The sequence below is a fragment of the Hymenobacter gelipurpurascens genome (genome assembly GCF_900187375.1).
GTDB classification, from domain to species: domain Bacteria; phylum Bacteroidota; class Bacteroidia; order Cytophagales; family Hymenobacteraceae; genus Hymenobacter; species Hymenobacter gelipurpurascens.
The window spans coordinates 1104455-1126583 of record NZ_FYEW01000001.1 but is presented as its reverse complement, the minus strand read 5'-3'; the positions used below and the strand labels follow the sequence as shown (position 1 = coordinate 1126583).

At 58.1% G+C, this 22129-nt stretch carries 20 protein-coding genes; 10 read left to right on the top strand and 10 right to left on the bottom strand.

Annotated features, from left to right (window positions below):
* Positions 1–39: 39 nt before the first annotated feature.
* The 4 genes from dnaG to CFT68_RS04775 all read left to right on the top strand — a co-directional run bounded on the left by dnaG (position 40) and on the right by CFT68_RS04775 (position 5833).
* Complete coding sequence (gene dnaG / locus CFT68_RS04790) at positions 40–2121, top strand: DNA primase (RefSeq protein WP_088842264.1); 2082 nt, start codon at positions 40–42, stop codon at positions 2119–2121.
* Between the two features lie 83 nt (positions 2122–2204).
* Positions 2205–3317 carry a potassium channel family protein gene (locus CFT68_RS04785; protein WP_088842263.1) on the top strand — a complete coding sequence of 371 codons (1113 nt, stop codon included), beginning with the start codon at positions 2205–2207 and terminating at the stop codon, positions 3315–3317.
* Positions 3318–3428: 111 nt separating this feature from the next.
* Positions 3429–4643 carry a glycosyltransferase family 4 protein gene (locus tag CFT68_RS04780; protein WP_141106451.1) on the top strand — a complete coding sequence of 405 codons (1215 nt, stop codon included), beginning with the start codon at positions 3429–3431 and terminating at the stop codon, positions 4641–4643.
* Entirely contained in the window at positions 4640–5833 is a 1194-nt protein-coding gene (locus tag CFT68_RS04775) for a glycosyltransferase (protein ID WP_088842261.1), read from the top strand. Before CFT68_RS04780 ends, CFT68_RS04775 begins: the two co-directional genes overlap by 4 nt.
* Positions 5834–5930: 97 nt before the next feature.
* Here CFT68_RS04775 and CFT68_RS04770 read toward each other — a convergent pair whose 3' ends face one another.
* Positions 5931–6563: a hypothetical protein gene (locus CFT68_RS04770; protein WP_088842260.1), complete on the bottom strand. Its 633-nt coding sequence runs from the start codon at positions 6561–6563 to the stop codon at positions 5931–5933.
* A gap of 267 nt (positions 6564–6830) precedes the next feature.
* On the opposite strand from CFT68_RS04770, the gene proC reads away from it, so the two are divergent.
* The 3 genes from proC (at position 6831) to CFT68_RS04755 (ending at position 10135) form a co-directional block, all read left to right on the top strand.
* Positions 6831–7634: a pyrroline-5-carboxylate reductase gene (gene proC, locus CFT68_RS04765; RefSeq protein ID WP_088843674.1), complete on the top strand. Its 804-nt coding sequence runs from the start codon at positions 6831–6833 to the stop codon at positions 7632–7634.
* Between the two features lie 275 nt (positions 7635–7909).
* Entirely contained in the window at positions 7910–9157 is a 1248-nt protein-coding gene (locus CFT68_RS04760) for a bifunctional 3,4-dihydroxy-2-butanone-4-phosphate synthase/GTP cyclohydrolase II (RefSeq protein WP_088842259.1), read from the top strand.
* 132 nt (positions 9158–9289) lie between these two features.
* The gene (locus tag CFT68_RS04755) at positions 9290–10135 is read left to right on the top strand and encodes a hypothetical protein (protein ID WP_088842258.1); all 846 of its coding nucleotides are present in this window, start codon (positions 9290–9292) and stop codon (positions 10133–10135) included.
* A 75-nt stretch (positions 10136–10210) separates the two neighbouring features.
* Here CFT68_RS04755 and CFT68_RS04750 read toward each other — a convergent pair whose 3' ends face one another.
* Positions 10211–11986 (bottom strand): M14 family zinc carboxypeptidase, encoded by a 1776-nt coding sequence (locus tag CFT68_RS04750; protein ID WP_088842257.1) that lies wholly within the window; start codon positions 11984–11986, stop codon positions 10211–10213.
* A 355-nt stretch (positions 11987–12341) separates the two neighbouring features.
* Between CFT68_RS04750 and CFT68_RS04745 the strand changes: the two genes are divergently transcribed.
* A complete protein-coding gene (locus tag CFT68_RS04745; RefSeq protein WP_088842256.1) occupies positions 12342–13421 on the top strand; it encodes a fatty acid desaturase family protein in 1080 nt (359 codons plus the stop codon).
* Positions 13422–13535: 114 nt separating this feature from the next.
* Here CFT68_RS04745 and CFT68_RS04740 read toward each other — a convergent pair whose 3' ends face one another.
* From CFT68_RS04740 to CFT68_RS04725, 4 genes are all read right to left on the bottom strand, one after another.
* Positions 13536–14039 carry a cupin domain-containing protein gene (locus CFT68_RS04740; protein ID WP_088842255.1) on the bottom strand — a complete coding sequence of 168 codons (504 nt, stop codon included), beginning with the start codon at positions 14037–14039 and terminating at the stop codon, positions 13536–13538.
* Between the two features lie 99 nt (positions 14040–14138).
* Positions 14139–15188 carry a LacI family DNA-binding transcriptional regulator gene (locus tag CFT68_RS04735; RefSeq protein ID WP_141106450.1) on the bottom strand — a complete coding sequence of 350 codons (1050 nt, stop codon included), beginning with the start codon at positions 15186–15188 and terminating at the stop codon, positions 14139–14141.
* Between the two features lie 333 nt (positions 15189–15521).
* Positions 15522–15956 carry a DoxX family protein gene (locus CFT68_RS04730; protein ID WP_088842253.1) on the bottom strand — a complete coding sequence of 145 codons (435 nt, stop codon included), beginning with the start codon at positions 15954–15956 and terminating at the stop codon, positions 15522–15524.
* Positions 15957–16074: 118 nt separating this feature from the next.
* The gene (locus CFT68_RS04725; RefSeq protein WP_141106449.1) at positions 16075–16734 is read right to left on the bottom strand and encodes a hypothetical protein; all 660 of its coding nucleotides are present in this window, start codon (positions 16732–16734) and stop codon (positions 16075–16077) included.
* Between the two features lie 139 nt (positions 16735–16873).
* Between CFT68_RS04725 and surE the strand changes: the two genes are divergently transcribed.
* Complete coding sequence (gene surE / locus CFT68_RS04720; protein ID WP_088842251.1) at positions 16874–17743, top strand: 5'/3'-nucleotidase SurE; 870 nt, start codon at positions 16874–16876, stop codon at positions 17741–17743.
* Positions 17744–17863: 120 nt separating this feature from the next.
* Here the strand turns inward: surE and CFT68_RS04715 are convergent, their stop codons facing one another.
* The 3 genes from CFT68_RS04715 to CFT68_RS04705 form a co-directional block, all read right to left on the bottom strand.
* Complete coding sequence (locus tag CFT68_RS04715) at positions 17864–18061, bottom strand: hypothetical protein (protein WP_088842250.1); 198 nt, start codon at positions 18059–18061, stop codon at positions 17864–17866.
* 72 nt (positions 18062–18133) lie between these two features.
* The gene (locus CFT68_RS04710) at positions 18134–19456 is read right to left on the bottom strand and encodes a sensor histidine kinase (RefSeq protein WP_088842249.1); all 1323 of its coding nucleotides are present in this window, start codon (positions 19454–19456) and stop codon (positions 18134–18136) included.
* Between the two features lie 82 nt (positions 19457–19538).
* Positions 19539–20225, bottom strand: a complete 687-nt coding sequence (locus CFT68_RS04705) for a response regulator transcription factor (RefSeq protein ID WP_088842248.1) — start codon at positions 20223–20225, stop codon at positions 19539–19541.
* A 144-nt stretch (positions 20226–20369) separates the two neighbouring features.
* Between CFT68_RS04705 and CFT68_RS04700 the strand changes: the two genes are divergently transcribed.
* Positions 20370–21098 carry a TIGR04283 family arsenosugar biosynthesis glycosyltransferase gene (locus tag CFT68_RS04700; protein WP_088842247.1) on the top strand — a complete coding sequence of 243 codons (729 nt, stop codon included), beginning with the start codon at positions 20370–20372 and terminating at the stop codon, positions 21096–21098.
* Positions 21099–21100: 2 nt separating this feature from the next.
* Here CFT68_RS04700 and CFT68_RS04695 read toward each other — a convergent pair whose 3' ends face one another.
* Positions 21101–22048, bottom strand: coding sequence for a hypothetical protein (locus tag CFT68_RS04695; RefSeq protein ID WP_141106448.1), 948 nt, complete (start codon positions 22046–22048; stop codon positions 21101–21103).
* Between the last annotated feature and the right edge of the window lie 81 nt (positions 22049–22129).

The window sequence follows — 22129 nt, the reverse complement described above, 5'->3', positions numbered from 1 at the left end:
ACGCTACTCCACGCAGGTTCCTGCCTACCTTTGCAGCGTATGGCTCGCATCCCGAAGGAAACCGTTGATCAGATTATTCACCACGCCGATATCGTGGAAGTGGTCGGCGACTTTGTGTCGCTGAAGAAAAAGGGGCAGAACATGTGGGCCTGTTGCCCATTTCACCACGAAAAGTCGCCGAGCTTCTCGGTGGCGCCGGCCAAGGGGCTGTATAAGTGCTTCGGGTGCGGCAAGGCCGGCGGGGTGGTGCAGTTCATCATGGATGTGGAGGGCACCAGCTACGTGGAGGCCCTGAAATACCTGGCCAAAAAGTACGGTATTGATGTAGAGGAGGAGGAAAAGACCCCCGAGCAGCAGCTGGCGCAGAACGACAAAGACTCGCAGTTTATCGTCTCGAACTGGGCTAAAGACCACTACCACAATCTGCTGCTCAACACCGAGGAAGGCCAGGGTATCGGCCTCAGCTACCTGCGTCAGCGCGGCCTCAACCAGACCACCATCAAGACCTTCGAGCTGGGCTATTCCCTCGATCAGTGGGATGACTTGATGAAGACGGCGGAGAAAGCAGGCTACGAGCGCAAATACCTCGAAAAGACGGGCCTGGTCATCACCAAAGAAGACGACCAGGGCCACGACACCGGCCGCCGCTACGACCGTTTCCGGGGCCGCGTGATGTTCCCGATCCATAATGTATCGGGCCGCGTCATTGGCTTCGGAGCACGCACGCTCAAGCCCAACGACAAAACCGCCAAGTACCTCAACTCGCCCGAGTCGGAGATTTACCACAAGTCGGATGTGCTTTATGGGCTGTACCAGGGGCGGCAGGCCATCCGGACGGAGGAGCAGTGCTACCTGGTGGAAGGCTACCTCGATGTGCTGAGCCTGCACCAGGGCGACATCAAGAACGTAGTGGCCTCGTCGGGTACCTCCCTAACGGAAGGCCAGATCCGGCTTATCAAGCGCTACACCGATAACGTAACGGTACTCTACGACGGCGACGCAGCCGGCATTCGGGCCTCCCTGCGCGGGATTGACATGCTGCTGGAAGGTGGCCTGAACGTGCGCGTCGTGCTGTTCCCAGATGGTGACGACCCCGATAGCTACATCCGTAAGGTAGGCGACCAGCGCTTCAAAGAGCATCTGGAAGGCGCCAGCCAGGACTTCATCCAGTTCAAGACCGACCTGGTAAGCCGCGAAGCCGCCCAAGACCCGGTAAAAAAGGCCGAAGCCATTCGGGAAGTGCTCCAGAGCATTGCTAAAGTGCCCGACCCTATTAAGCGTCAGGTATTTCTGCAGCAGACTTCGCAGGCGTTTAGCATTGATGAGCAGGTGCTCATCACGGAGTATAACAAGCTGGTGCGCAACGCGTCCGGCAAGGCGACGGGTGGTAACGCCAACAGCGGCGGGAGTGGCCTAGGCAGCGCGCAGACGGGGGGGCAGCCCTCTGGTAGCGGGGCCGCGCCGCGTCCGGCCCCTAGGCCTATGAGCCCGGAGGAAGAGGCTGAAGCCCTGATGTACGGCGCCTCGCCCGAGGACTTGGCTGGCGGGGGAGATGCCCTCACAGCCTCGCCCCGCGAAGACCTGGACCCCGTGCCCAACGCCCAGCAAACCTGCGAGCGGGAAGTGGTGCGTCTGCTGCTGCTGTATTCGCCCCAGCCGCTGGCGCCCGAGGTCAGTGTGGCCCAATACCTGCTCCAGCAGCTCGATGACACGCCCTTCAAGACCGGCATCTACGGCGACTTGCTGCACCTGTGCCGCGAGGAGCTGGAGCAGGGCCGCTGGCCCGAAGTGCGCACCCTCATCCAGCACAGCCGCTCCGATATCCGAAGCCTGGTAGCCGAGCTGGCCACCGAAAAGTACGAGCTTAGCCCCAACTGGACCACCCACCAGATTTACGTGCCCCGCGAGCTAGACCAGCTGCAAGTGGCCTGCGACAATGCCATTTTGCGCCTCAATAAGGTGAACGTGGAGCAGGAGCTGGCCGTACGCCTGGAAGCCCTGCGCCACCCCCTCGACGACGATACCATGATGGAGCACCTGCAAACTATTCGGCTGCTCAAGCAGATGGATAACCAGCTGGCCAGCATGTTGGGCACCGTAATTCCGCGCGGCGCGCAGTAGGCCAGGTCCCGCGTAGTACATCCTGCCAGAGTTGGTGTTACCTTCAACCACCCTATTTCTTTTGAGCGTAGGCCTGACTTTCTATGTCTGATCCGCACTTGCCGCATCGTATTCCGCCCGGCGCATTGCACTACGTGCGGGCCATCTGGCACCGCTTCAATCTGAGCCGCTTTGTGGGCGCGCTGGTGCTCACGGCGTGCAGCTTTGCCGTGGGCATCGGGGGCTTCATGTGGATCGAGAAGTTCAGCTTCGTCGATGCCTTTTACATGACGATGATAACCGTGTCTACGGTCGGCTTCGGGGAGTTGCACCCCATGTCGCCGGCCGGGCGGTTGTTCGTGTCGTTCTATATCTTCTTCAACCTCCTGATGTTGGCCTATCTGTTGTCGGTGCTCACCACCTACATCTTCGACGGCGGCCTGCGGAATATGTTTGCCATGCTGAAAAACGACCAGGAAATCCGGAGCTATTCCGACCACGTTATCGTCTGCGGCTTCGGCCGCAACGGCCGCAAAGCCTACCACGAGCTGCGGGCCAGTGGGGCGCAGGTTGTGGTAGTGGAGCAGGATGATAGTCTCTTGAAAGATGCCGTGCAGGATTCCGGCGAAGCTATTCCGGCCGTCATCGGCGACGCCACCCTCGATGATACCATGCGGGCCGCCGGTATTGCCCGCGCCCGCGCCATCATTACGGCACTCCCCAAGGATGCCGATAACGTGTTTGTGTCCTTAACGGCCCGTGAGCTGAACCCGCGTATCACCATTATTGCCCGCGCCAGCCTCAAAAGCAGCGAAACCAAACTGCTGCGCGCCGGCGCCGACTCCGTGGTGATGCCCGACGAAATCGGGGGCTCGCACATGGCCAATCTGGTCATGCGGCCCGAGGTAATCCGGTTTCTAGATATGATTAGTGGCCTAGGACCCAATAAGCTGCGGCTGGAGGAACTCAGCACCGGCGAGCTGCGGCGCGAGTGGCAGGGCCTCAGCATCCGCGACCTGAACATTCGGTCCCGCACCGGCGCCACCGTCATCGGCCTCAAACAGCGCGACGGCGAACTGATGGTCAGCCCGCCTGCTGATCTGATTCCAAAGGCCGGCGACATCTTTCTGTTTCTCGGTACAGATGAGCAGATTACGCTCCTGATGAACCAGTTTCGGTCCTCAGAAATACCTGACAAAGGCAAACTCAGTAGATAAGGCATACTGTTGAGCTTGGCTCAGCTACGCGGTCAGTGATAGGCCACTCTCCACGCATCTTCACGTTCCGCCTTGTAGCTTTACGCACTTTCCGCCCCGTATTCCGCTTCCGTGCACCTTCTGCAGCTCTGTCCGCGCGTTCCTTATCCGCCTACTGATGGGGGCGCCATTGCTATGTACGACGTGACGGCCGGCCTCGCCCGCGCCGGCCACCGCGTCACGGTGCTGGCCCTGAACACGCCCAAGCACTTCCAGGACGATACGGTACTGGACCATCTCGGCCCCAACGTACGCCTGCTTACGGTGGATGTGGACACGCGCCTTTCGCCGGTGAAAGCCCTCCAGAACCTGCTGTTCAGTAAGCTGCCCTACAATATTGAGCGGTTTGTGAGCCCGGAAGTAGAGGCGAAGCTGGTAGAACTGCTGCGTACCGAGCACTTTGATGCTGCCCAGATTGAAGGCAGCCTGGCCGCCTGGTACGTGGCGCCGCTCAAGCGGCTCGCGCCGGAGCTGCCCGTGGTATTGCGGGCCCACAATGTGGAGTATACTATCTGGCAGATGCTGGCCGAACGGGAGCACAACCCATTGAAACGCTTCTATCTGCGCCACTTGGCCAAGCGCCTGCGCCGTTTCGAGCAGCAGATATTTCCGCAGTTTGATGCCGTGGCGGCCATCACAGAGCCCGACCAGCGCCGCCTGCGCGCCATGGGTTGCCACGAGCCGGTGGTATTTGTGCCCGCCGGTGTCGATTTGGCTCGCTTTCAGCGGAATCCGGCCATCAGGCCCCAGCCCCGTACCCTGTTCATGATTGGCTCTCTCGACTGGCTGCCCAACCAGGAAGGCCTCGACTGGCTGCTGGCCAACGTGTGGCCTACGGTATCGGCGCAGTACCCCGATCTGGAGCTGCACATTGCGGGCAAGGAAATGCCGCAGCGGTTCCGGGAGCTGAAGCTGCCCGGCGTAACGGTGCACGGCTTCGTGGAGTCGGCGGCGGCGTTTATGCAGCAGTATGAGGTAATGCTGGTTCCTCTGCTCAGTGGCGGCGGCATGCGCATCAAAATCATTGAGGGCATGGCCCTGGGCAAGTGCATCATCAGCACGGGCCTGGGTTCCGAAGGCATTCATGTGCGCGACAACTTTGATATTATTCTCTGCGATGACCCGGCCGAATGGATTGAGCGCATCGGGCGCTACTACCGCGGCGAGCTGGGTCAGCAGGACATTGGCCAGGAGGCCGCCCGCACCATTGCGCGCCTCTACGATAACCGTCGCGTGGTGGAAAGCTTCCAGGATTTGTACACCATTCTTACGCCGGAGCGCGCATGATGCTGGCGGCGGCTTTCGTGCTGTGGATGAGTTTGTTGCTGGTGGCGCACACCTATGTGCTGTTCCCACTGCTGCTAGGCCACCTGGCGCGCACCCGCCACCAGAATCAGCAAGTCTTTGCGCCAGACTCACCCGATTTGCCGGCCGTGGATATTCTGCTGGCCGTGTACAACGAGGAGCAGGTGATTGAGCAGAAAATCCGCAGCATTTTCACGACCACCTACCCCCTGGATAAGCTGACGCTGTATATCGGCTCCGATAACTCTCAGGATGGCACCAATGCCCTGGTGCAGCGGCTCGCCGCCGAGTACCCTGGCCTACGGTTCCGGCCTTTTCAGCAGCGCACCGGCAAGCCCGGCGTAATAGAGGCGCTAGGCCAGGAGGCCACCGCACCGGTGCTCGTGCTGACGGATGCCAACGTGTTTTTTGCGCCCGATACGCTGTATCAGCTCGTGAAGCATTTCCGGAACCCGGCCGTAGGCCAGGTCGGCGGCAACATCCTCAACCCGGAACACCACGCAGAAGGCATTTCGGGGCAGGAGAAGGCTTATTTGGAGCGTGAAAACCTAATCAAGTACCAGGAAGGCGTCGTATGGGGCGCCATGATTGGGGCCTTTGGGGGCTGCTTTGCCGTGCGGCGGGCCTGCTACCACCCGGCGCCGGCGTCGTTTCTCGTTGATGACTTCTTCATCTCGATGGCCGTGCTTCAGGATGGCTACCGGGCCATTAATGAGCTGGACGCCGTCTGTTACGAGGACGTGTCGGATAAGCTGCCGGAGGAGTTTCGGCGGAAGGCGCGCATATCGGCCGGTAACTTCCAGAACTTGGTGGCGTTCCGACGCTTGCTGTGGCCGCCGTGGCGAGGCGTCAGCTTTGCGTACTGGTCGCACAAGGTGCTGCGCTGGCTCACGCCGCTGCTGTTGGTTCTTATGCTGCTGGCCAACGTGGTGCTGGTAGTGCAGGGAGCGGGGTGGTTGTATCAGTTGCTGCTGCTAGGCCAGGTAGGGGTGCCGCTGCTGTTGCTGCTAGATGGCGCACTGCGCCGCACGGGTACACATTCGCGCCTGCTGCGCTTTATCACGCATTTCTACAGCATGAATGCGGCCCTGCTGCTGGGGTTCTGGCGGTTTCTGCGGGGCGTGCGCACCACCGTCTGGGAGCCGACGCAGCGGTTTCAGCAGAGCAAGTAAGCTGTGCAGAGTGGCCTAGAAACTATACGCCGGGAGAAACCAGCAAGCCGCTAGGCCAGTTGCTGGTTCCGCACGAGGTTTGGTTTGCCAAGTTGGCTTATAGTTTTGCCAGCTTCTTTAGATCTACCTGCTGGGCCACTGATTCAACCAGCGCCAAATCCGTCTGCTTATCAGCAGTTACTTTCACCAGAAAGCGCCCACCCACAGCCAGACTAATTTGGGCTGCGTGTTCATTCTTGCGAAAAATTTCTATTCCCAATACTCCGTCATCTTCCAAAGAGCTGGCCCTGATAAGCTGATGTTTATCTTCTCCTTCAGGGAGCATTGCAAAAATAGAAACCGCGCCTTCGGACAGATGGTATGTGCCATTATAGTCAACTAATTCTACTTTAATAGTTGTGTCATCCTTCTTGAATTCACTGCTGGCAACAGAATTGGTTAAATTGCTCATCTTCGACAACCGCCCGCTAGGGGGTGCGGCAGTGTAACCGTTTACAGAAGCCGGTAATAGTTTTTGCAATTCCTCATAGGATAATGACAGTGTGTCGCCGCGTTCTTCCCGCACGGCTCGCTGGCTCCTGGAAACATCCCGAAATTCCTGCACTTTCTCTGCCCTCTCTTTGAGCTTATCCACTCTCGTAGTATAAGTGTCACTAACCTTGATGGTCTGCTCACAAGCAGCCATTGTCAGCAGAGCTGTGCCTAACGAGATGGCAAGTAATACTTTCATCAGTAATAGCAAGTTGATAGATGAGAAATCCGAATATTGTTCCAAAAAAAGATTTGCATAATTACTAAGATTAATCTAGTGGAATATTACTGTGCGGTATTAGATTCTTAAGTATTTATAAGACTAACAGTTCATAGGTACTTTTTCAATAGGTGTGCTTAAGTCTGCTTTTTTACTGCTGTTACTACACTTAGCTCTCAAGCCATATAAAAAAACTAAAACGATCCATTTGTACGCTTTTACTTTCTTGGCGAAATGAACAAGAATCTGCGCATTGCTATTCTGGGCTGCGGCAACATGGGCCTGGCCTTTGCCAAAGCCTTCCTGCATTATAATCTGCTGCAGCGCGAAGATCTGCTGCTATTGGGCCGCGACGACGCGCAATGTGCCCGCCTAGGCCAGGCCCTGCCCGATCTGCCTGTAGGGCAGTTAGGCGCGCAAACCGGCCAGTACGATGTGGTAATGGTAGCCGTGAAACCCCAGGATTTCGGCAAAGCGGCCGCCGGATTGCGGGCCGTGCTGCAGCCCGAGCAGCTGGTACTGTCCATCATGGGCGGCATCCCGATTGCGCGGCTGCAGCAGGAGCTAGGCCACCAGCGGGTGATGCGCGCCATGCCCAACACGCCGGTGCTGCTGGGCATGGGCATCACGGGGTTTTCGGCGGCGCCCGAAGTAGAGCGCAGCCTTTTGCACAAAGTAGAGAACCTGCTGAATGCCACTGGCCGCTCTATTTTTCTGGAAGACGAAACCATGCTCGACGCCGTGACGGCCGTAAGTGGGAGTGGCCCGGCCTATTTCTACTACATCGTGCAAGCCATGATACGCGCTGGGCAGGAACTGGGCTTCTCCGAGTCGGTGGCCGGGCTGCTGGTGAAGCAAACCATGCTTGGGGCCTTCCACCTGCTCAACAACTCCGACCAAAGCCTCGACCAGCTCATTGCCAACGTCGCCTCCAAAGGCGGCACCACGGAGGCGGCGTTGCGCGAATTCAGGGCCGGCCGCCTCCAAGACACGCTGGTTGCCGGCATGAAAGCCGCCCAGCAGCGCGCCACCGAGTTGGCTAAGGAATAGCTGGCGCAGTGACCAGTTGATAAATGCAGGAGTGGAGGTTGTTGCGCGAGACCCGCTGCTGGGCTGGTACTGCTGCTGGCGCCTCTAGGCCAGTAGTACGCCAGGCTCACCAGTTCTCCGGTTCACCAACTCACGATTTCGCCGCTTCACCACTTCACCATTTCACCTTTGTGTAACTTCGCGGCGCCGTTGGTGGTTGTTCCTCCAGCTTCGCGGCCGTACTTTCTAAGGCGGTGTCCAGCGAAATACTTTTCATCCTAGTAAATCAGCGAATCATGCTTGATTCCATCGAAGACGCTATTGCCGACATCCGCGCCGGTAAGGTAGTAGTGGTTGTAGACGACGAAGACCGCGAAAACGAGGGCGACTTTATCTGCGCCGCGCGTTGCGCCACCCCGGAAGTTATCAATTTCATGGCTACGCACGGTCGTGGCCTGGTTTGCGCCCCACTTATCGAGCAGCGCTGCGAAGAGTTAGGCCTGGAGCTGATGGTGGGCCGCAATACGGCTCTGCATTCCACGCCCTTTACCGTGAGCATCGACCTGCTGAAAAACGGCGTAACCACTGGCATTTCGGCTTCCGACCGCAGCAAGACCATTCTGGCTCTCATCGACCCCGAGACCAAGCCCGAAGAACTTGGCAAGCCGGGCCATATTTTCCCGCTGAAAGCCCGCAAAGAAGGTGTTCTGCGCCGCGCCGGCCACACGGAAGCGGCCATTGATCTGGCCCGCCTGGCCGGGTTTGAGCCGGCGGGTGTGCTAGTAGAAATTCTGCGCGAAGACGGCGAAATGGCTCGCCTGCCCGAACTGCGCGAGGTGGCCACCAAATGGGACCTGAAGCTGATTTCGGTGCAGGACCTGATCAAATATCGCCTGGAAAAGGAAAGCCTCATCACGCGCGAAATCTCCGTGAAGCTGCCTACTGAGTTCGGCGACTTCGACCTCATTGCTTACACTCAAACCTCCACCAACGCCCAGCATCTGGCCCTTGTAAAAGGCGATATTTCGGGCCCCGAGCCGGTATTGGTGCGGGTACACAGCTCCTGCGTAACCGGCGACATCTTCGGTTCCTGCCGTTGCGACTGCGGCCCGCAATTGCACCGCGCCATGCAGCAGATTGAGCGCGAAGGCCGGGGCGTAGTGGTGTACATGAACCAGGAAGGCCGTGGCATAGGCCTACTGAACAAGCTGCGGGCCTACAAGCTGCAGGAGCAAGGCCGCGACACCGTGGAGGCCAACATAGAGCTCGGCTTTGGGATGGATGAGCGCGACTACGGCGTAGGTGCCCAGATCCTGCGCGACCTGGGTATCAGCAAGATGCGCTTGCTCTCCAACAACCCCCGCAAGCGGACCGGCCTCATCGGCTACGGCCTGCAAATTGTGGATTCGGTGCCAATTGAGGTGGAGCCCAACGTGCACAACGAGCGGTACCTCACCACCAAGCGCGATAAGCTAGGCCACACCATTCTGCACAAAGACCGCACCCCGCACCCCGATGCGGAAGCGGCTGCTACCAGCCTCTAGGCCAGTATGCCATCTGTTTTTTGAACAGCCCCCGTTTGTAGTTTAGCTGCAGGCGGGGGCTGTTTAGTTGACCGACACTCTGGGAACAACCCAGTGGCCTATGCCGTTGCGAAAGTGTATATTTCTCCGGTTATGAAAGCCCGCCGCTACTCCCGCCTGTTTCCCGCCCATGGCCTAGGCCACTCCATGTTATTTCTGCTTGCGTTGTTACTGGCATTGGCGCCGGCATATGCCCAGCGGGGCGGTACTGGCTTCACGCAGCAGTTTACCCAAGGCACCGTGCTGCTGGCTACCGGCGACACCATTGCGGGCCCGCTCGCCCTGCACCGCTCCGAGGACGTCCTGACCATGACCATGCTGGACAACACGGTGCGCACCCTTCCGGCCGTGAATGTGCAAAGCTTTGCCGTGCAGGGCGAGCGGTACAACCGACAGCGGGAGCAGTACTACTACGACGACTTCTACGCCATGCGGCAGGGTTACTACTACGGCAACCCCTTCTTCAACTCCATGCCGCTGCCCCGGCGCCGCGAACGGCCCGATACGGCGCTGGTGCGCGTATTCCGGGTGTACCGCTGGAACCGCGACAACGACTACAGCGACTTCCGCACTCCCGGCTTTTTTGAGCAGCTGAGCAGCGGCCCTACCATTCTGTTGCGCCGTGAGGGCCTGGTGCAGCGCCCCGTCACGTACAACTCCCCCTATGGATACGGCTATGGCTACGGAGCGCCCTACGGCATGGGCCGGCCGGTAGGCTACTACACGGAGGTAAAGGATAGCTTTTACCTGGGCCTGCCCGATGGGAACGTACTACCGCTCCGCAACCCCAAGAAAGACCTGCTTTCCTACTTCCACACCAACTCGCGGCAGCTAGAGCAGTACGCCAAACAGAATAAGCTGGATTTCAACGATCCGCGCGAACTGGCCTACATTGTGAACTATGCCAACTCCTTGGGCGAGGGAAAAAGCAAGAAGTAACCCAATAGCTGGAAAGCCAAAAATCCGCCCTTCTGATATGCTTCAGAAGGGCGGATTTTGCTGTTTTAATCTTTGTTATTTGAGTGTCTCTGCTTCCGGCAGCTTGCCCCCAGTCCAGCGCACAACGGGGTAGCGCTGGTGGCTTTTCTCGTAATTCGGCGACTGTCGGTACACCCAATCCAGCTGGGCGGCGCCGCTGGCCGCAAAGGCCGGGTTTTGCTTTTTCAGCTTCTCCAGCCGCTCTCGTAGGCTAGGGTCGCGGCGCAGCAGATCGGCCGCTACATCCTCATATACATAATCGGAGAAGTATTCCTTCTGCTGCAGAATGCTGTCGAAGAAACCCCAGGCAAAGAACGAGTCGGTGGCTTGCGGCTCCAGAGTTTCCATGAGGTAGCGTGCCGCGGGCTGATTAAGCCATACCACATAGTCGCCGCGGTGGAAGGTGAGGGGTTGCTCTTCGCGGCGCAATTCCACCTGGCTATGCAGATAATGGCCTTCGTAGGGTTTGGGGCTGGTTTTGTAGTCCTGAATGTAGCGCACTTCCACCGTAAGGGTCGTGTCGCGGGTGAGGCGCCGTAGCTGGGTGCCAGCCCGCCGCAGTCGGTCTAGTACTTCCTCCCAGGCCTGCGGAATCAGGTAGGCCGCCGGGCGCTCCACCATCACGGTAGGCCGGAAGGTATTGTAATAGTTTATCTGGCGGGAGTAAGGCGCGGTACGGTCGTAATAGAGGCGGGGCTCACCGCTTACTTCGCTGGGCTTCAGGCGGCCCTCGTAGCCCAGAAACGTGATTTTTTCAACCGAAGTAGTGTCCAGTTTCCAGGCCAGCGGGAAGGTAGTTTGCGTAGCCAGCTGGCGGTTGGCATCGGCGCGGGCCTTACCCAGGGCTTCCTTGTCGTGCTGCACAGCCCGAATCAGCAGGTCCAGGAAATCATACTGCGCCCGCACGCGTGGCGTGTAGGCCTTCAGCATGTGGGTTTCTGTGATGAACCCAATGGTATTGAACAGAGCCGTGTAGCCGCTGGAGTAGCGCGGAGATTCCAGAAAGCCCACCAGGCCGCGGGCATCGGGGGTGCGGCCCTCAAAGTCCACGTAAGGCGTCAGGGGGTGCTGGCGCTGGGTCATGCCCTGGTAGAGCTGGGGCAGCAGGTTGCCATTCAGGTAGCGCGTGAGGGCGGGGTGCAGCTTGCTTTGTTGAGTGGCGATAAGTGTCATGACGTACTGGTAGTCAGCGCCATCGGAGGTGTGCGTGTCTACAAATACGTCGGGCTGCCAGCGTGCAAACAGCTCCGCAAAGCTGCGGGCATTGCGCGAGTCCTGCTTTACGTAGTCGCGGTTCAGGTCGAGGTTGCGGGCGTTGCCGCGGAAGCCGTACACCTCTGGTCCGTTTTGGTTGGCGCGGGTCGTGCTGTTCTGATTTAGAGAGCCCCCAATGTTGTAAATCGGGATGATAACGAGCGTGACACCCTGCAGCTGCTGCCGTAGCTCGGGCTTCTGCACGTAGTCGCGGGCCAGCATCATGGCGGCATCTATGCCCTCGGGCTCGCCCGGGTGAATGCCGTTCTGAATCAGAATGACGCGCCGGTTTTTACTGCGGGTTTTCACCGGATCAAAGGTTTTGTCCAACGACACAATGACTTCGTGCAGGGGAAAGCCGCTATCCGTCGGGCCGGCTTCGCGCAGCAGAATCTCGGGGTATGCTTTGTCAAGCCGCTTGTAGTAGTCGATGCACTCAGCGTAGGTGGTTGTGGTGTTGCCGTTGCCTTTTTCGAATGGGGTGCGCCAGTCGGTGTCAACTTTAGTAGCGGCCGGGCTGGAGGTGAGCAGTAGGGCGGAGAGCAGGAAAGAGAGCATAGAAGCAGCAGGTGTACAAAAGCCCTCGAAACTAGGGCTAAAAAGTCGGTTTCAGGACATTTATCCCCGGCTTGCTCATCTACTACAGGCCTAGAGAAGTAGGAATATGCATAAGCAATGGGCTGACTGACCCGATAGAAAAGGCCTATTTGCCACACATCCGGTAATGGAGATGCGTGGTGTAGCTTCTCCAGTACAAGGATTAAAGGAACATGGCCTGGCATTATAAGGTGAACTTGAGAACAGTGGAGCTTTTCCGCTGTTGCATAGGTTGATTAAGTATAGTTTTGACGTACACTAAAATCATTTTTGTGGCAGAAGCGGTATGTACTGCTGTTCCGCAGGACCGCTTCCTATGACGCAAACCCTCAAATTCACGAATGCCAGTCGTTCGACATTTTTCGCCACAGTTCGGGAACGGGTTGATGCGTATTTCCAGACTGAGCAGATTTCGCGGCACGCCAACGGGGCCATGTGGGCCAAAACTATCTTCTTCCTGACGGCTTTCGTGAGTTTGTATGGCCTGATTTTGTCGGGCTGGTTTAGCCTTTGGATTACCCTAGGCCTATCCGGACTGCTGGGTGCGTGCTGTGCCTTCATCGGCTTCAACATCTGCCACGATGCCCTGCACGGCTCATTTTCCGCCAACAAGAACATCAACAAGGTGTTCAGTTTGCTTTTCAACCTGATTGGGGCCAACCCCTACGTGTGGACGATTACGCACAACATTGTGCACCACACCTACACCAACATTCCCGGCCACGACGAAGATATTGAAGTAGCGCCCGGCTTGGTCCGGCTCTCACCCGAAGACCCCATTCGGCCTTGGCAGCGCTACCAGCATCTGTATGCTTTCCTCTTGTACGGTCTGGCATCCCTGTCGTGGGTGGTACGCAAAGACTACGTCAAGTTCTTTCAGGCCCAGATTGGGCAGCACAAGGCCCAGCATCCGCGCCAGGAATACATCAACCTGTTTTTGTACAAAGCACTGTACTACTTCCTCTTTATTGTGCTGCCCATAGTGGTGCTCGACCTCACGTGGTGGCAGTTTCTGGCGGGCTTCCTGATGCTGCATTTCGTGGAAGGCCTGGTCCTGGGCTTGGTGTTTCAACTGGCGCACGTAGTTGAGGGCACGGCTTTTCCGTCTCCTAACGAAGCCGGTGATATTCAGGAGGCCTGGGCCGTGCATCAGCTCCAGACTACTGCCAACTTCGCCCCGCGTAGTGCGCTGGCTGGGTTTCTGTGCGGCGGGCTAAACCGGCAGATAGAGCATCATTTGTTTCCCCGGATTTGCCATATTCATTATCCAGCGCTGGCAGTTATCGTGAAGCAAACGGCTCAGGAGTTTGAACTGCCATACCTGGAGAATACATCCTTCCCATCGGCGCTCCGGTCTCACTACCGCATCCTGCAGAAGATGGGCCGGCCGGCCTAGGCCACTGCCAGAAAATGCTGCACTACTTTCAAACAGTAACTTGCCTGCATACATAAAAAGCCCCTTTACCAGTTAGTCTGGTAGAGGGGCTTTCTGCTTATTGGGCACGTGGTACTATCGGCCGAAGTCGTCCTGTACGCGCACAATGTCTTGTTCGTTGGAAGGGTTGGCCGCGTCGGTGTGTTGCCAGATTTCCGCCACAATACCCCAGTCCTCTAGGCCTATCAGGCGGTGCCGCTCGCCCTGTTTCAGGGTTATTTGCTCGCCGGGGCTGTAGGTCTTTAGCTCACCTTCCTCATCATTAGGGCTGGTAATGATACCCACCGTGCCACTCACCACGCGCCAGATTTCGGCGCGGCGATGGTGGTATTGCCATGACAACCGTTGGTGGGGCGCCACCAGCAGCATTTTGGGGCTGAGTTTGCCCGAAATGCGCAGTTCATCTATAGAAAGACCGTCAAAATAAGTGTCGGCGAACTGCTGGGCCTGGGTTTCGTCCAGCACAAAAAAACCACCCCAGGGACGGTTCTGGTCTTGCTGACTGATGCTGAAACCCTGTTGCCGAAGCTGCTGCTCCGTTTGCTCAAATACCTGCTGTTTAGACACTGTAGAATGCATAAGCGGTTGATAGAGTGAGAATAAACCAAGGATTGGTAGTTGAAGAAAGCGGAGTAGTGGCCTAGTAACAACCGCTAGGCCACTGCCCAAGATAGGCAGCTAGCGGGGCTCACGCATCAGCTGCGACTGGTGCAGCGAGGAATCCCGGATGATGAGCTCGGGCTTGAGAATGAGATGAGGAGGGGAGTAGGCGGGGCCGCGCTTCAGGAGCTGCAAAAACAGGCGCACGGCGGTTTCGCCCATTTGCTCGGCGCGCTGGTCTACCACGGTTAGCTGGGGCTGGGTCATGGTGGTGAAGGGCTCATTGCTGAAGCACGCCAGGGCAATATCCTGCGGCACCCGAATACCCTTTTCGCGCAGAACTTCCAGCGCCCCCACCGATGGAATAGCATAAGCGGCAAACACGCCATCCAGCGGAGGCATCTGCGCGAGCAGGTGCTGCATTCCTACCCGGCCGGCCTCGTGCGTAAGGGCCGGGAGCGAGTAGATCCATTCTTCCTCAAATGGCAGCCCGTGTGCTTCCAGGGCCGCTTTGTAACCCAGCAGGCGGTTTCGGCTGGTGTTCAGATGCTGCGGTCCGGCCAAATGCGCAATGTGTTTGCAGCCTTGCTCAATGAGGTGCCGGACGGCCTGAAACGCCCCCTGGAAATCGTCGAGAATAACGGCCATGCTCTGCGGCAAATCCGGTACACGATCGAAGAATACCAGCGGAATGCCTTGGTGGCGCACCTGCTCCAGGTGCTGCAGGTCCTCGTGGGTAGTTGCCGAAACCGACATCAGAATGCCCTCTACCTGTGCTGCCAGCAAGGCCTCGATATTGCGCTGCTCGCGCCGAATGTCTTCATTCGACTGGCACAGCAATACATTAAATCCTTCGCGGGTGGCTACTTTTTCGATTCCGTTCATCACGGCCGGAAAAAAATAGCCCTTAATGTGCGGTACAATTACGCCCAGCGTTTGGCTGTGGCCCTTGCGCAACGCCGAGGCCAGCAGATTAGGACGGTAATGGAGTTCCTGGGCGGCCTGCCGGACGCGGGCCTTCGTTGCCTCGCTGATATCCCGGTGGTCAGCCAGGGCCCGCGACACCGTGGAAGTAGATAGGTTGAGGTGTTGCGCAAGGTCACGCAGAGACGTTTGAGGCTTTTTCACAGGCGTAGTGCAGCGCAGTTGAGGAGGGTAAAGTAGGCATCCTGCGAGGATATTTCCGCCAGTTTTTTCATCCGAAGGAACGCGCTGGGCACTGGGCAAAGTAGTATCAGGCAAAAACACGCTCACACATAAGCCCTTACAGCATGTTGTCCGCTGACTGGTGAAGTAACTGCGGCAGATCGGGAATGCGCGTTTCTAATCACTAGAACCCTAATACGGGCTTTTCCGGACTGCTTCTGCGTGCTGTAAACGGGCCTCAAAACGCGCTAGGCCAGTCAGCGTGTACTGAAGCGGTATGCTGACTGGCCTAGCAGCCCGGGAAAGCCCGTGCGTTTAGTAGAGGCGGCGCGGAGCCGGGAACAACACCTGATCGAGGCTGTACTTGCCGGGACCCGAGAACAGCAGGCCTAGAAACAGGAAGGCCGCTTCTAAGGCGTGTGAATAAGCATTGAAGTCATCACCACTGCTCACATGCTGAATGGTAGCCATAATCATGGTGCCCAGCAGGAGCGCGCAAGCCAGCCGGAAAAACAGGCCTACCGCCAGCAGCTGGCCACCTACGGCCTCGGCCACGGCCGCCAGAAACCCCCAGAACACAGGCGCAAAATTCAGCCCGACAAGCTTCATGGTGCCGCCTACTTTTGCCCACATTTCTGGCCCGCCAATAAGCTTTGGGTAGCCATGGATGGTAAACATAATCCCGATGCCTACGCGCAAAATCAGGAGGCCTAGATCGTGGGTTTTGTAGTAGTTCTTGAACAGGGACATAAACGAAGGCAGGAAGTAGGCCGGGCGCTTGGTTCAACAATATGCTGCTTGCCGCAGCAAGTCTCGCGTTGCCAAAGTACTATATTTGTCGCGGAATGCAACTGGCCTACGCTTTTGCTTATCGGTAAAGTAATACCCCAGTGATGCGAGCAGCCGGTGGTATGTCGGCCGAGTTCATTTCCTCGGGGTGTTTGGTGGGCAGGGAGTTGGGGTCAATAACCCAGGCCATTTGCACCTGACCCGATACAGCCGCAAAACCGGCCGGAGTGGGGCGTACCTTCGTCAGGCCCAGGTTTTGGCGGGCGGCGCCGAAGGGCGAGCCCACGCCAATGCCTTCGGCCGTGCGGTATTGCGGATCATAAATGCGAATGCGCCGCAGAATATAGCCATGGGTAGAGTCGCCGATGAGGTGCAGAATAGTGGCAGGGGCGGCGGGCTGCTGGGCATCCGTCATCTCGTAGGCCGGTAGCGTCAGGCCTTTGTCTTGGTAAGTGGTGCGCCGGAGCTGGCCGGCGGGCACTACGGCCAGTAGCTTCTTCTCGGTCATGCCCAGGCGCAGGCGGCCCGCCCGGCCCGGACTAATCAGGTGCAGCGAGTCGGGGGTGGGGGCGCCGGGCGTATTGGTAGCAGTGCCGGTAGCTGTGGTGCCCGCGGCTGGTACAAAAGGCGGTTCGGGGGAGCCAGCCGCGGCTTGGCTGCTGCCCGTTTCATTGCAGCTCACCAGTGCCAGCAGCAGGCCGGCGGTAAGCGGAAAAGCAGAAAGAAAATGTTTGAGCATCTTGCACATACGGGCTGCAAGGGCTGGTTGTTGGTGTTGGGACATCATAAAAGACGCTGCAACGTAGCAGAACAGTAACGGCCGCCAACCAAGTGGCCTACGTACCTTTACTTTCTTTCCATTTCAAATTCCTTCGCCTGTGTCTGCTAAAGCCCGCAAGCCCCTCATTCTGATTTCCAACGACGACGGCATCACGGCGCCTGGCATTGCTACGCTGGTGCGCGTCATGAACCGCATTGGCGAGGTAGTGGTGGTGGCACCCAACTCGCCGCAATCGGGAATGGGCCATGCCATCACCATCGGAAATCCCCTGCGCCTCGAAGCCAACAACATTTTCGGCGATATAGAGGCCTACGAATGCAGCGGCACCCCAGCCGACTGCGTAAAACTGGCCAAGCACTACGTGCTGCGCGACCGAAAGCCCGATCTGGTAGTGTCGGGCATCAACCACGGCTCCAATTCGTCTGTGAACGTGCTGTACTCCGGCACCATGTCGGCGGCCATTGAGGCGGCCATTGAGGGGCTACCGGCCATCGGGTTTTCGCTCTGCGAATACGGGCACGAGGCCGATTTCTCGCACACGGAGGAATGGATTGAGCACCTGACCCGCGAAGCCCTGAAACATGGCATTCCGCACGGTACGGCCCTGAATATCAATATCCCCAAGAACTCTGCTACACCCATTGCCGGTGCCCGCGTGTGCCGGCAGGCGCGGGCCAAGTGGCAGGAAGATTTCGACCTACGCTACGACCCCTACCGCCGCCCGTATTACTGGCTGGTAGGAGAGTTTGTGAACCTCGACAAAGGTACCGATACCGATGAGTGGGCGCTGGCCAACAACTACATTTCTATTGTTCCCTGCCAGTTCGACCTTACAGCGCTGCATGCCGTGCTGGAAATGAACTCGGAGTGGGACTTATCCGCCTCAACTCCTGAGAATGCCAAAGCGGCTCCTACACTAGGCAGTGCCACGCCCGGACCCGGCGAAACAGCCGCAAGCTTAGGCTAGGCCACTACTCAAGCCACAGACGCAAAAAGGCCCTGGCCAGGCCACCTCAACTGAGTGCTGAGGTGACCTGGCCAGGGCCTTTTTGCGTCTGTGGGCGCGTAACTGGGTGAAAATCGGTGCTTAGTTTTTAAGCCGATGACGGCCGGGAGGGAGGCCATGCAACGTCCGAACGTGCTTAGCCGGGGCTAGCATATGCTCCGACTTTCGGATGATGGGGGCCGTAGCCAGGGGAGCAGGCACAGGAGGCGGGCGCCGCAGAACCAGCGTCAGCACTATACTTACAACCACTAGCAGGGCCACGAATAGAAGCTTTTTCATGAGTGGGAGGGTGGCAGGAGCAACAATACCAAAAGCTACGTCTCCCAAGGTGAAGGATGCGTGAAACGCTCCTTATTGAAACCACAAGGCAAACCGGGTGCCCTTCCCCACCTCCGATTCTACCGTGAGCCGCGCCTTGTGGAACTCGGCAATGGTTTTGGCAATGGGGAGGCCCAGGCCATAGCCTTCCGGCGCCGAGGCACCTTTCTGAAACCGCCGAAACCTATCAAACAGGTGGGGCAGGTTTTCGGGGGCAATGCCGGGGCCCGTATCCGTGACACTGAGAAGGTAGCCGCCTTGCGGGTGCGGGCGGCCTTCTACAGTAATGCTGCCGCCCCAGTTGTTGTACTTGATGGCGTTGCTGATCAAGTTGAAGAGCAATGTAAACAGCAGAGTGCGGTTGGCTTTGGGAAGCACATAATCGGGCCGCAGATCTTCCAGAAACCGCAGCTCCCGCTGGGCCAGGCGGTCTTCCAACTCGTTTACTACCTCCGCCAGCACCGTGGCAACGGACACCGATTCATCGCGCAAATACTGTTCGTTCTCAATGTTAGCAATGAGCAGCAGCGTCTTCACGGTATTGCGCAGACGGTACAGAGTCTTCTGCGAATCCACGATTTTGAGGGAGTGCGCGTGGCCTAGCTCCGGGTCCTGGAGCATATTCTCAAACCTCGATTGCAGAATGCTCACGGGCGTCAGTAGCTCGTGCGAGACGTTCGACATAAACTCGCGCTCTTTCTCAAAGGCCGACTGAATCTTGCGCATCATCTCGTTCAGGCTTTCATCGAGGCGGCGAAAGTCGGTAGTATCGGTTTCCAGAGCGGTATAGGAGAAGCCCGAGGGATGGTGCACGCCCTGCAGCTTGCGCATAATGATCTGGCGTAAAGGCCGTAGCAAATAATGGGCGAAGGCCGCATCAGTAAAAATAGTGATGAGCGCACCTATCACCAGCACCCAAAGCGCCATGCGCCGCAGCGTGGCCGTGAGCAACTCTACGGTAGCCAGCGAAGAACCTATTTCCAGCCGGTAATGCTTCTGGTCGATACTGAAATTGGAGCTCAGGATACGAAAATCCTCAATTTCATTATCCACCTGACGGGGCTCATCGAAGATGCGGGTAGTGGTGGTAATGCGCGAGGTTTCGGATAGCGGCGTGAGCGTTATGTACTCCTGTTTCAGGATGTTATAATCGGCGTAGGCCTCTCCCTGCACAAAGGCCGAAATGCCATTGCGCCGGATTAGCTGAATGACCTCCGCCTGTTTTTCCTTCAGATCCTGATCGGTGTGCGCCACCGCCACCCGGCTCACCACCGGCGGAATCACCACGGCCCCTAGTAGCACCAGCAGGAGCTTGGATAAGGCATTGAACAGGGCAAGCTTGGCCTCTAAGCGCATGCGCAGATATGTAGGGTTGGTATGCCTGAGCTACAATTTCAGCCGGCGGCAAAAGTGTCTCGAACGTGGGAGCAAAACTGGCCTAGCTTTCTTCCATCACCCGGTATCCAATGCCGCGCACGGTTTCCAGAAAATCGGTGGGAGCAAATTGGCTGAGTTTCTTGCGGATGTTCTTGATGTGCACATCAATGTAGTTGGAGTCGGAATCGTCTTCCAGCACATTGCCCCACAGGTGCTCCCCGAGCTGCAGGCGCGTAAGCACTCGGTTTTTGTGCAAGAGCAGGTAGTGCAGCAGATCGAACTCCTTCTTGGTCAGGGGCACGTCCTGGCCATTGTAGCGCAAGGTACGGCCGGTGGCATCGAGCAGAAAGCCGTTGCCAAACACCATTTCCTGACGCTTCAGGCCAAACTTACGCCGCATAATGGCCTGCATCCGGCTCTGCAGCTCCAGCAAAGAAAACGGCTTGGGCAGGTAGTCATCGGCGCCTAAGTCGAGGCCCCGAATCCGGTCGTCGAGGGCCCCGCGGGCCGTCAGGATGATGAATGAGGCTTCCTGTTTGTCGTTTTGACGGGCTTCTTCCAGCAAATCCAGGCCGTCGCCATCGGGCAAGCCCAGGTCCAGCAGCACGAAATCGTAGCTATTCACGAAGATTTTCTCTGAGGCCTCAGCGTAGGTATACGCCGAATCGACGAGGTACTGGGACTGGCGTAAAAACTGGCGTACCTCCTCGTGGAGGCTTTTTTCGTCTTCAACAATCAGGACGTGCATAGCAGGACTTGGCGTAGTGATGCTGCAACATACGCACCTCGGGCGTGAAGAGTGCATGAACGCCCCTAGGCCACTCCGGGCCCGGCCTGACTACCGGCTTGCGGCGTATTGCGTATGTTGGCTGTCCACCCGTTTGCCTGCCCCATGAAGTCCGGTCCTGTGGCCACGCCGCTTGCCATCAGCATTATCATCCCAACCTTCAACGAGGCCGGCCACATTGGGCGCCTGCTGCGCCATCTACAGCATATTTGCCACTCCGATGCCGCGGTAGAAATTGTGGTGGCCGATGGCGGCAGCACCGATAGAACCACCCAGGAAGCCGCTGAAGCCGGTGCCCGCGTCGTAACCTCTCCCCGCAAAGGCCGCGCCGCACAGCTTAATTTCGGGGCCAGCCAGGCCTCCGGCAACCTGCTGTATTTCCTGCATGCTGATACGTTTCCGCCGGCCACGCTGCTCACCGATTTGCGCGCTGCCGTAGCGGCGGGCTACAGCAGCGGCTGCTACCGCCTCACGTTTGATGAACCTCATTGGTTTCTGCAAGCCAACGCGTGGTTTACGCGCTTCAGCCCAGAGCCCTTTCGCTTCGGCGACCAAAGCCTGTTTGTCCTTCCCGAAATATTCCGGAAAGCGGGTGGCTACCGTGAGGATATGATTGTGTTTGAAGATCAGGAGATTACGCGGCGGCTACGGCAGCACGGCAAGTTTCGGGTGCTACCGGAGCAAATCGTCACTTCGGCCCGCAAGTACCGCGACAACGGGCCTATCCGGCTGCAAAGCGTGTACTACCTTATCACGTTGCTCTACCGGCTGGGTGTACCGCAGCCCAAGCTGGCCGAGGTGTATCGGTCCCTCATCCGGCAGGACAAAGTATAGGCCTAGCGCTGCTGGTGGCGGCGCAAGGGATTCGGGATGGGGTGGTTGTCGGGGCCGCCTTCGCCGGTGGCCTGGTAGCGCTGGAACCGGTCGGCCTCGATGCGGCGCCGATCCACGAAGTATAGGCCACCCCGGAATCCGCGGCGGCTGACCCACTTGTTGATGAGATACGCATGGAGCCGCTCGCTGGAGGTGTAGCTGCGGGTGGGCACGCCGTACTCGCCCCGGAAATATAGGGCCGGGTTGAGGGGCGGCCGCACGATACTGGTTTTGTCGCCGTGGCGCAGGCGGTCGGTGTCGGCCACCCAGCTGCCGTTGATGATGTTCACGGCGGGGTAGGGCGAGGGGTTACCCCACATCACCTTGCGCTGGGCCCCGTTGACGTTGGCAAACCACGGCACATGCGACATCACGAAGGCCGAGAAATACGCAAACTCCACGGGGTCGTAGTTCCGCTCCCGAAACACCAGCGTTACCTCACGTCGCTCCTCTTTAATCAGGCGGCGCAGTTCCTTGCGGAACCGGGTATCGGCAAAGTAGGTAAGGGCCTCCTGAAACGTGTTGAACAGCAGGGTGGCCCCGTTGTAGTGGACCGCGCCGTGCAGGTAGTTGATAGCGTGCGGCATGCGCCGGCTGGTGCCCTGCGGAATTTCCGGCACGGCCGCCGATTTGCGCACCATCGCCGCCAGAAACCGGCCTACTTTTCCCACAATAGCGTCATCAGTTTCTGGCGCATACTCTGCTTTGGCCCACTCAGTACCAAGCGGTGTGCGGAAGGCGATGTTGCTAGGCCACACAGGCTCCTGCTCGGCAGGCATCAGGCCCGTTACCCAGGGGTGGTCCAGCGTGACCAAGCCGGCCGGCATCTTGTGGACCGAAAGCAGGCGCATGACGTTCAGAGCACCACCCGTATTATGGATAAATCCTCCCCGAAATACATTCTGACTCATAAAGAAAGCCTCTTTAATCCGGGCTCGTTTGGATCCTCGGGAGTGGCCTAGGGCAGCAGAACTACCAGGGAAAGCAGCCGG

Bases quoted from the DNA above. Each gene is read 5' to 3' on its own strand.
- CFT68_RS04740 (WP_088842255.1), bottom strand. From the start codon at position 14,039: ATGCATTCTACAGTGTCTAAACAGCAGGTATTTGAGCAAACGGAGCAG.
- CFT68_RS04725 (WP_141106449.1), bottom strand. From the start codon at position 16,734: ATGCTCAAACATTTTCTTTCTGCTTTTCCGCTTACCGCCGGCCTGCTG.
- CFT68_RS04710 (WP_088842249.1), bottom strand. From the start codon at position 19,456: ATGCGCTTAGAGGCCAAGCTTGCCCTGTTCAATGCCTTATCCAAGCTC.
- CFT68_RS04700 (WP_088842247.1), top strand. From the start codon at position 20,370: ATGAAGTCCGGTCCTGTGGCCACGCCGCTTGCCATCAGCATTATCATC.
- CFT68_RS04705 (WP_088842248.1), bottom strand. From the start codon at position 20,225: ATGCACGTCCTGATTGTTGAAGACGAAAAAAGCCTCCACGAGGAGGTA.
- dnaG (WP_088842264.1), top strand. From the start codon at position 40: ATGGCTCGCATCCCGAAGGAAACCGTTGATCAGATTATTCACCACGCC.
- CFT68_RS04760 (WP_088842259.1), top strand. From the start codon at position 7,910: ATGCTTGATTCCATCGAAGACGCTATTGCCGACATCCGCGCCGGTAAG.
- CFT68_RS04770 (WP_088842260.1), bottom strand. From the start codon at position 6,563: ATGAAAGTATTACTTGCCATCTCGTTAGGCACAGCTCTGCTGACAATG.
- CFT68_RS04755 (WP_088842258.1), top strand. From the start codon at position 9,290: ATGAAAGCCCGCCGCTACTCCCGCCTGTTTCCCGCCCATGGCCTAGGC.
- CFT68_RS04745 (WP_088842256.1), top strand. From the start codon at position 12,342: ATGACGCAAACCCTCAAATTCACGAATGCCAGTCGTTCGACATTTTTC.
- CFT68_RS04730 (WP_088842253.1), bottom strand. From the start codon at position 15,956: ATGTCCCTGTTCAAGAACTACTACAAAACCCACGATCTAGGCCTCCTG.
- CFT68_RS04785 (WP_088842263.1), top strand. From the start codon at position 2,205: ATGTCTGATCCGCACTTGCCGCATCGTATTCCGCCCGGCGCATTGCAC.
- CFT68_RS04695 (WP_141106448.1), bottom strand. From the start codon at position 22,048: ATGAGTCAGAATGTATTTCGGGGAGGATTTATCCATAATACGGGTGGT.
- CFT68_RS04750 (WP_088842257.1), bottom strand. From the start codon at position 11,986: ATGCTCTCTTTCCTGCTCTCCGCCCTACTGCTCACCTCCAGCCCGGCC.
- CFT68_RS04775 (WP_088842261.1), top strand. From the start codon at position 4,640: ATGATGCTGGCGGCGGCTTTCGTGCTGTGGATGAGTTTGTTGCTGGTG.
- CFT68_RS04715 (WP_088842250.1), bottom strand. From the start codon at position 18,061: ATGAAAAAGCTTCTATTCGTGGCCCTGCTAGTGGTTGTAAGTATAGTG.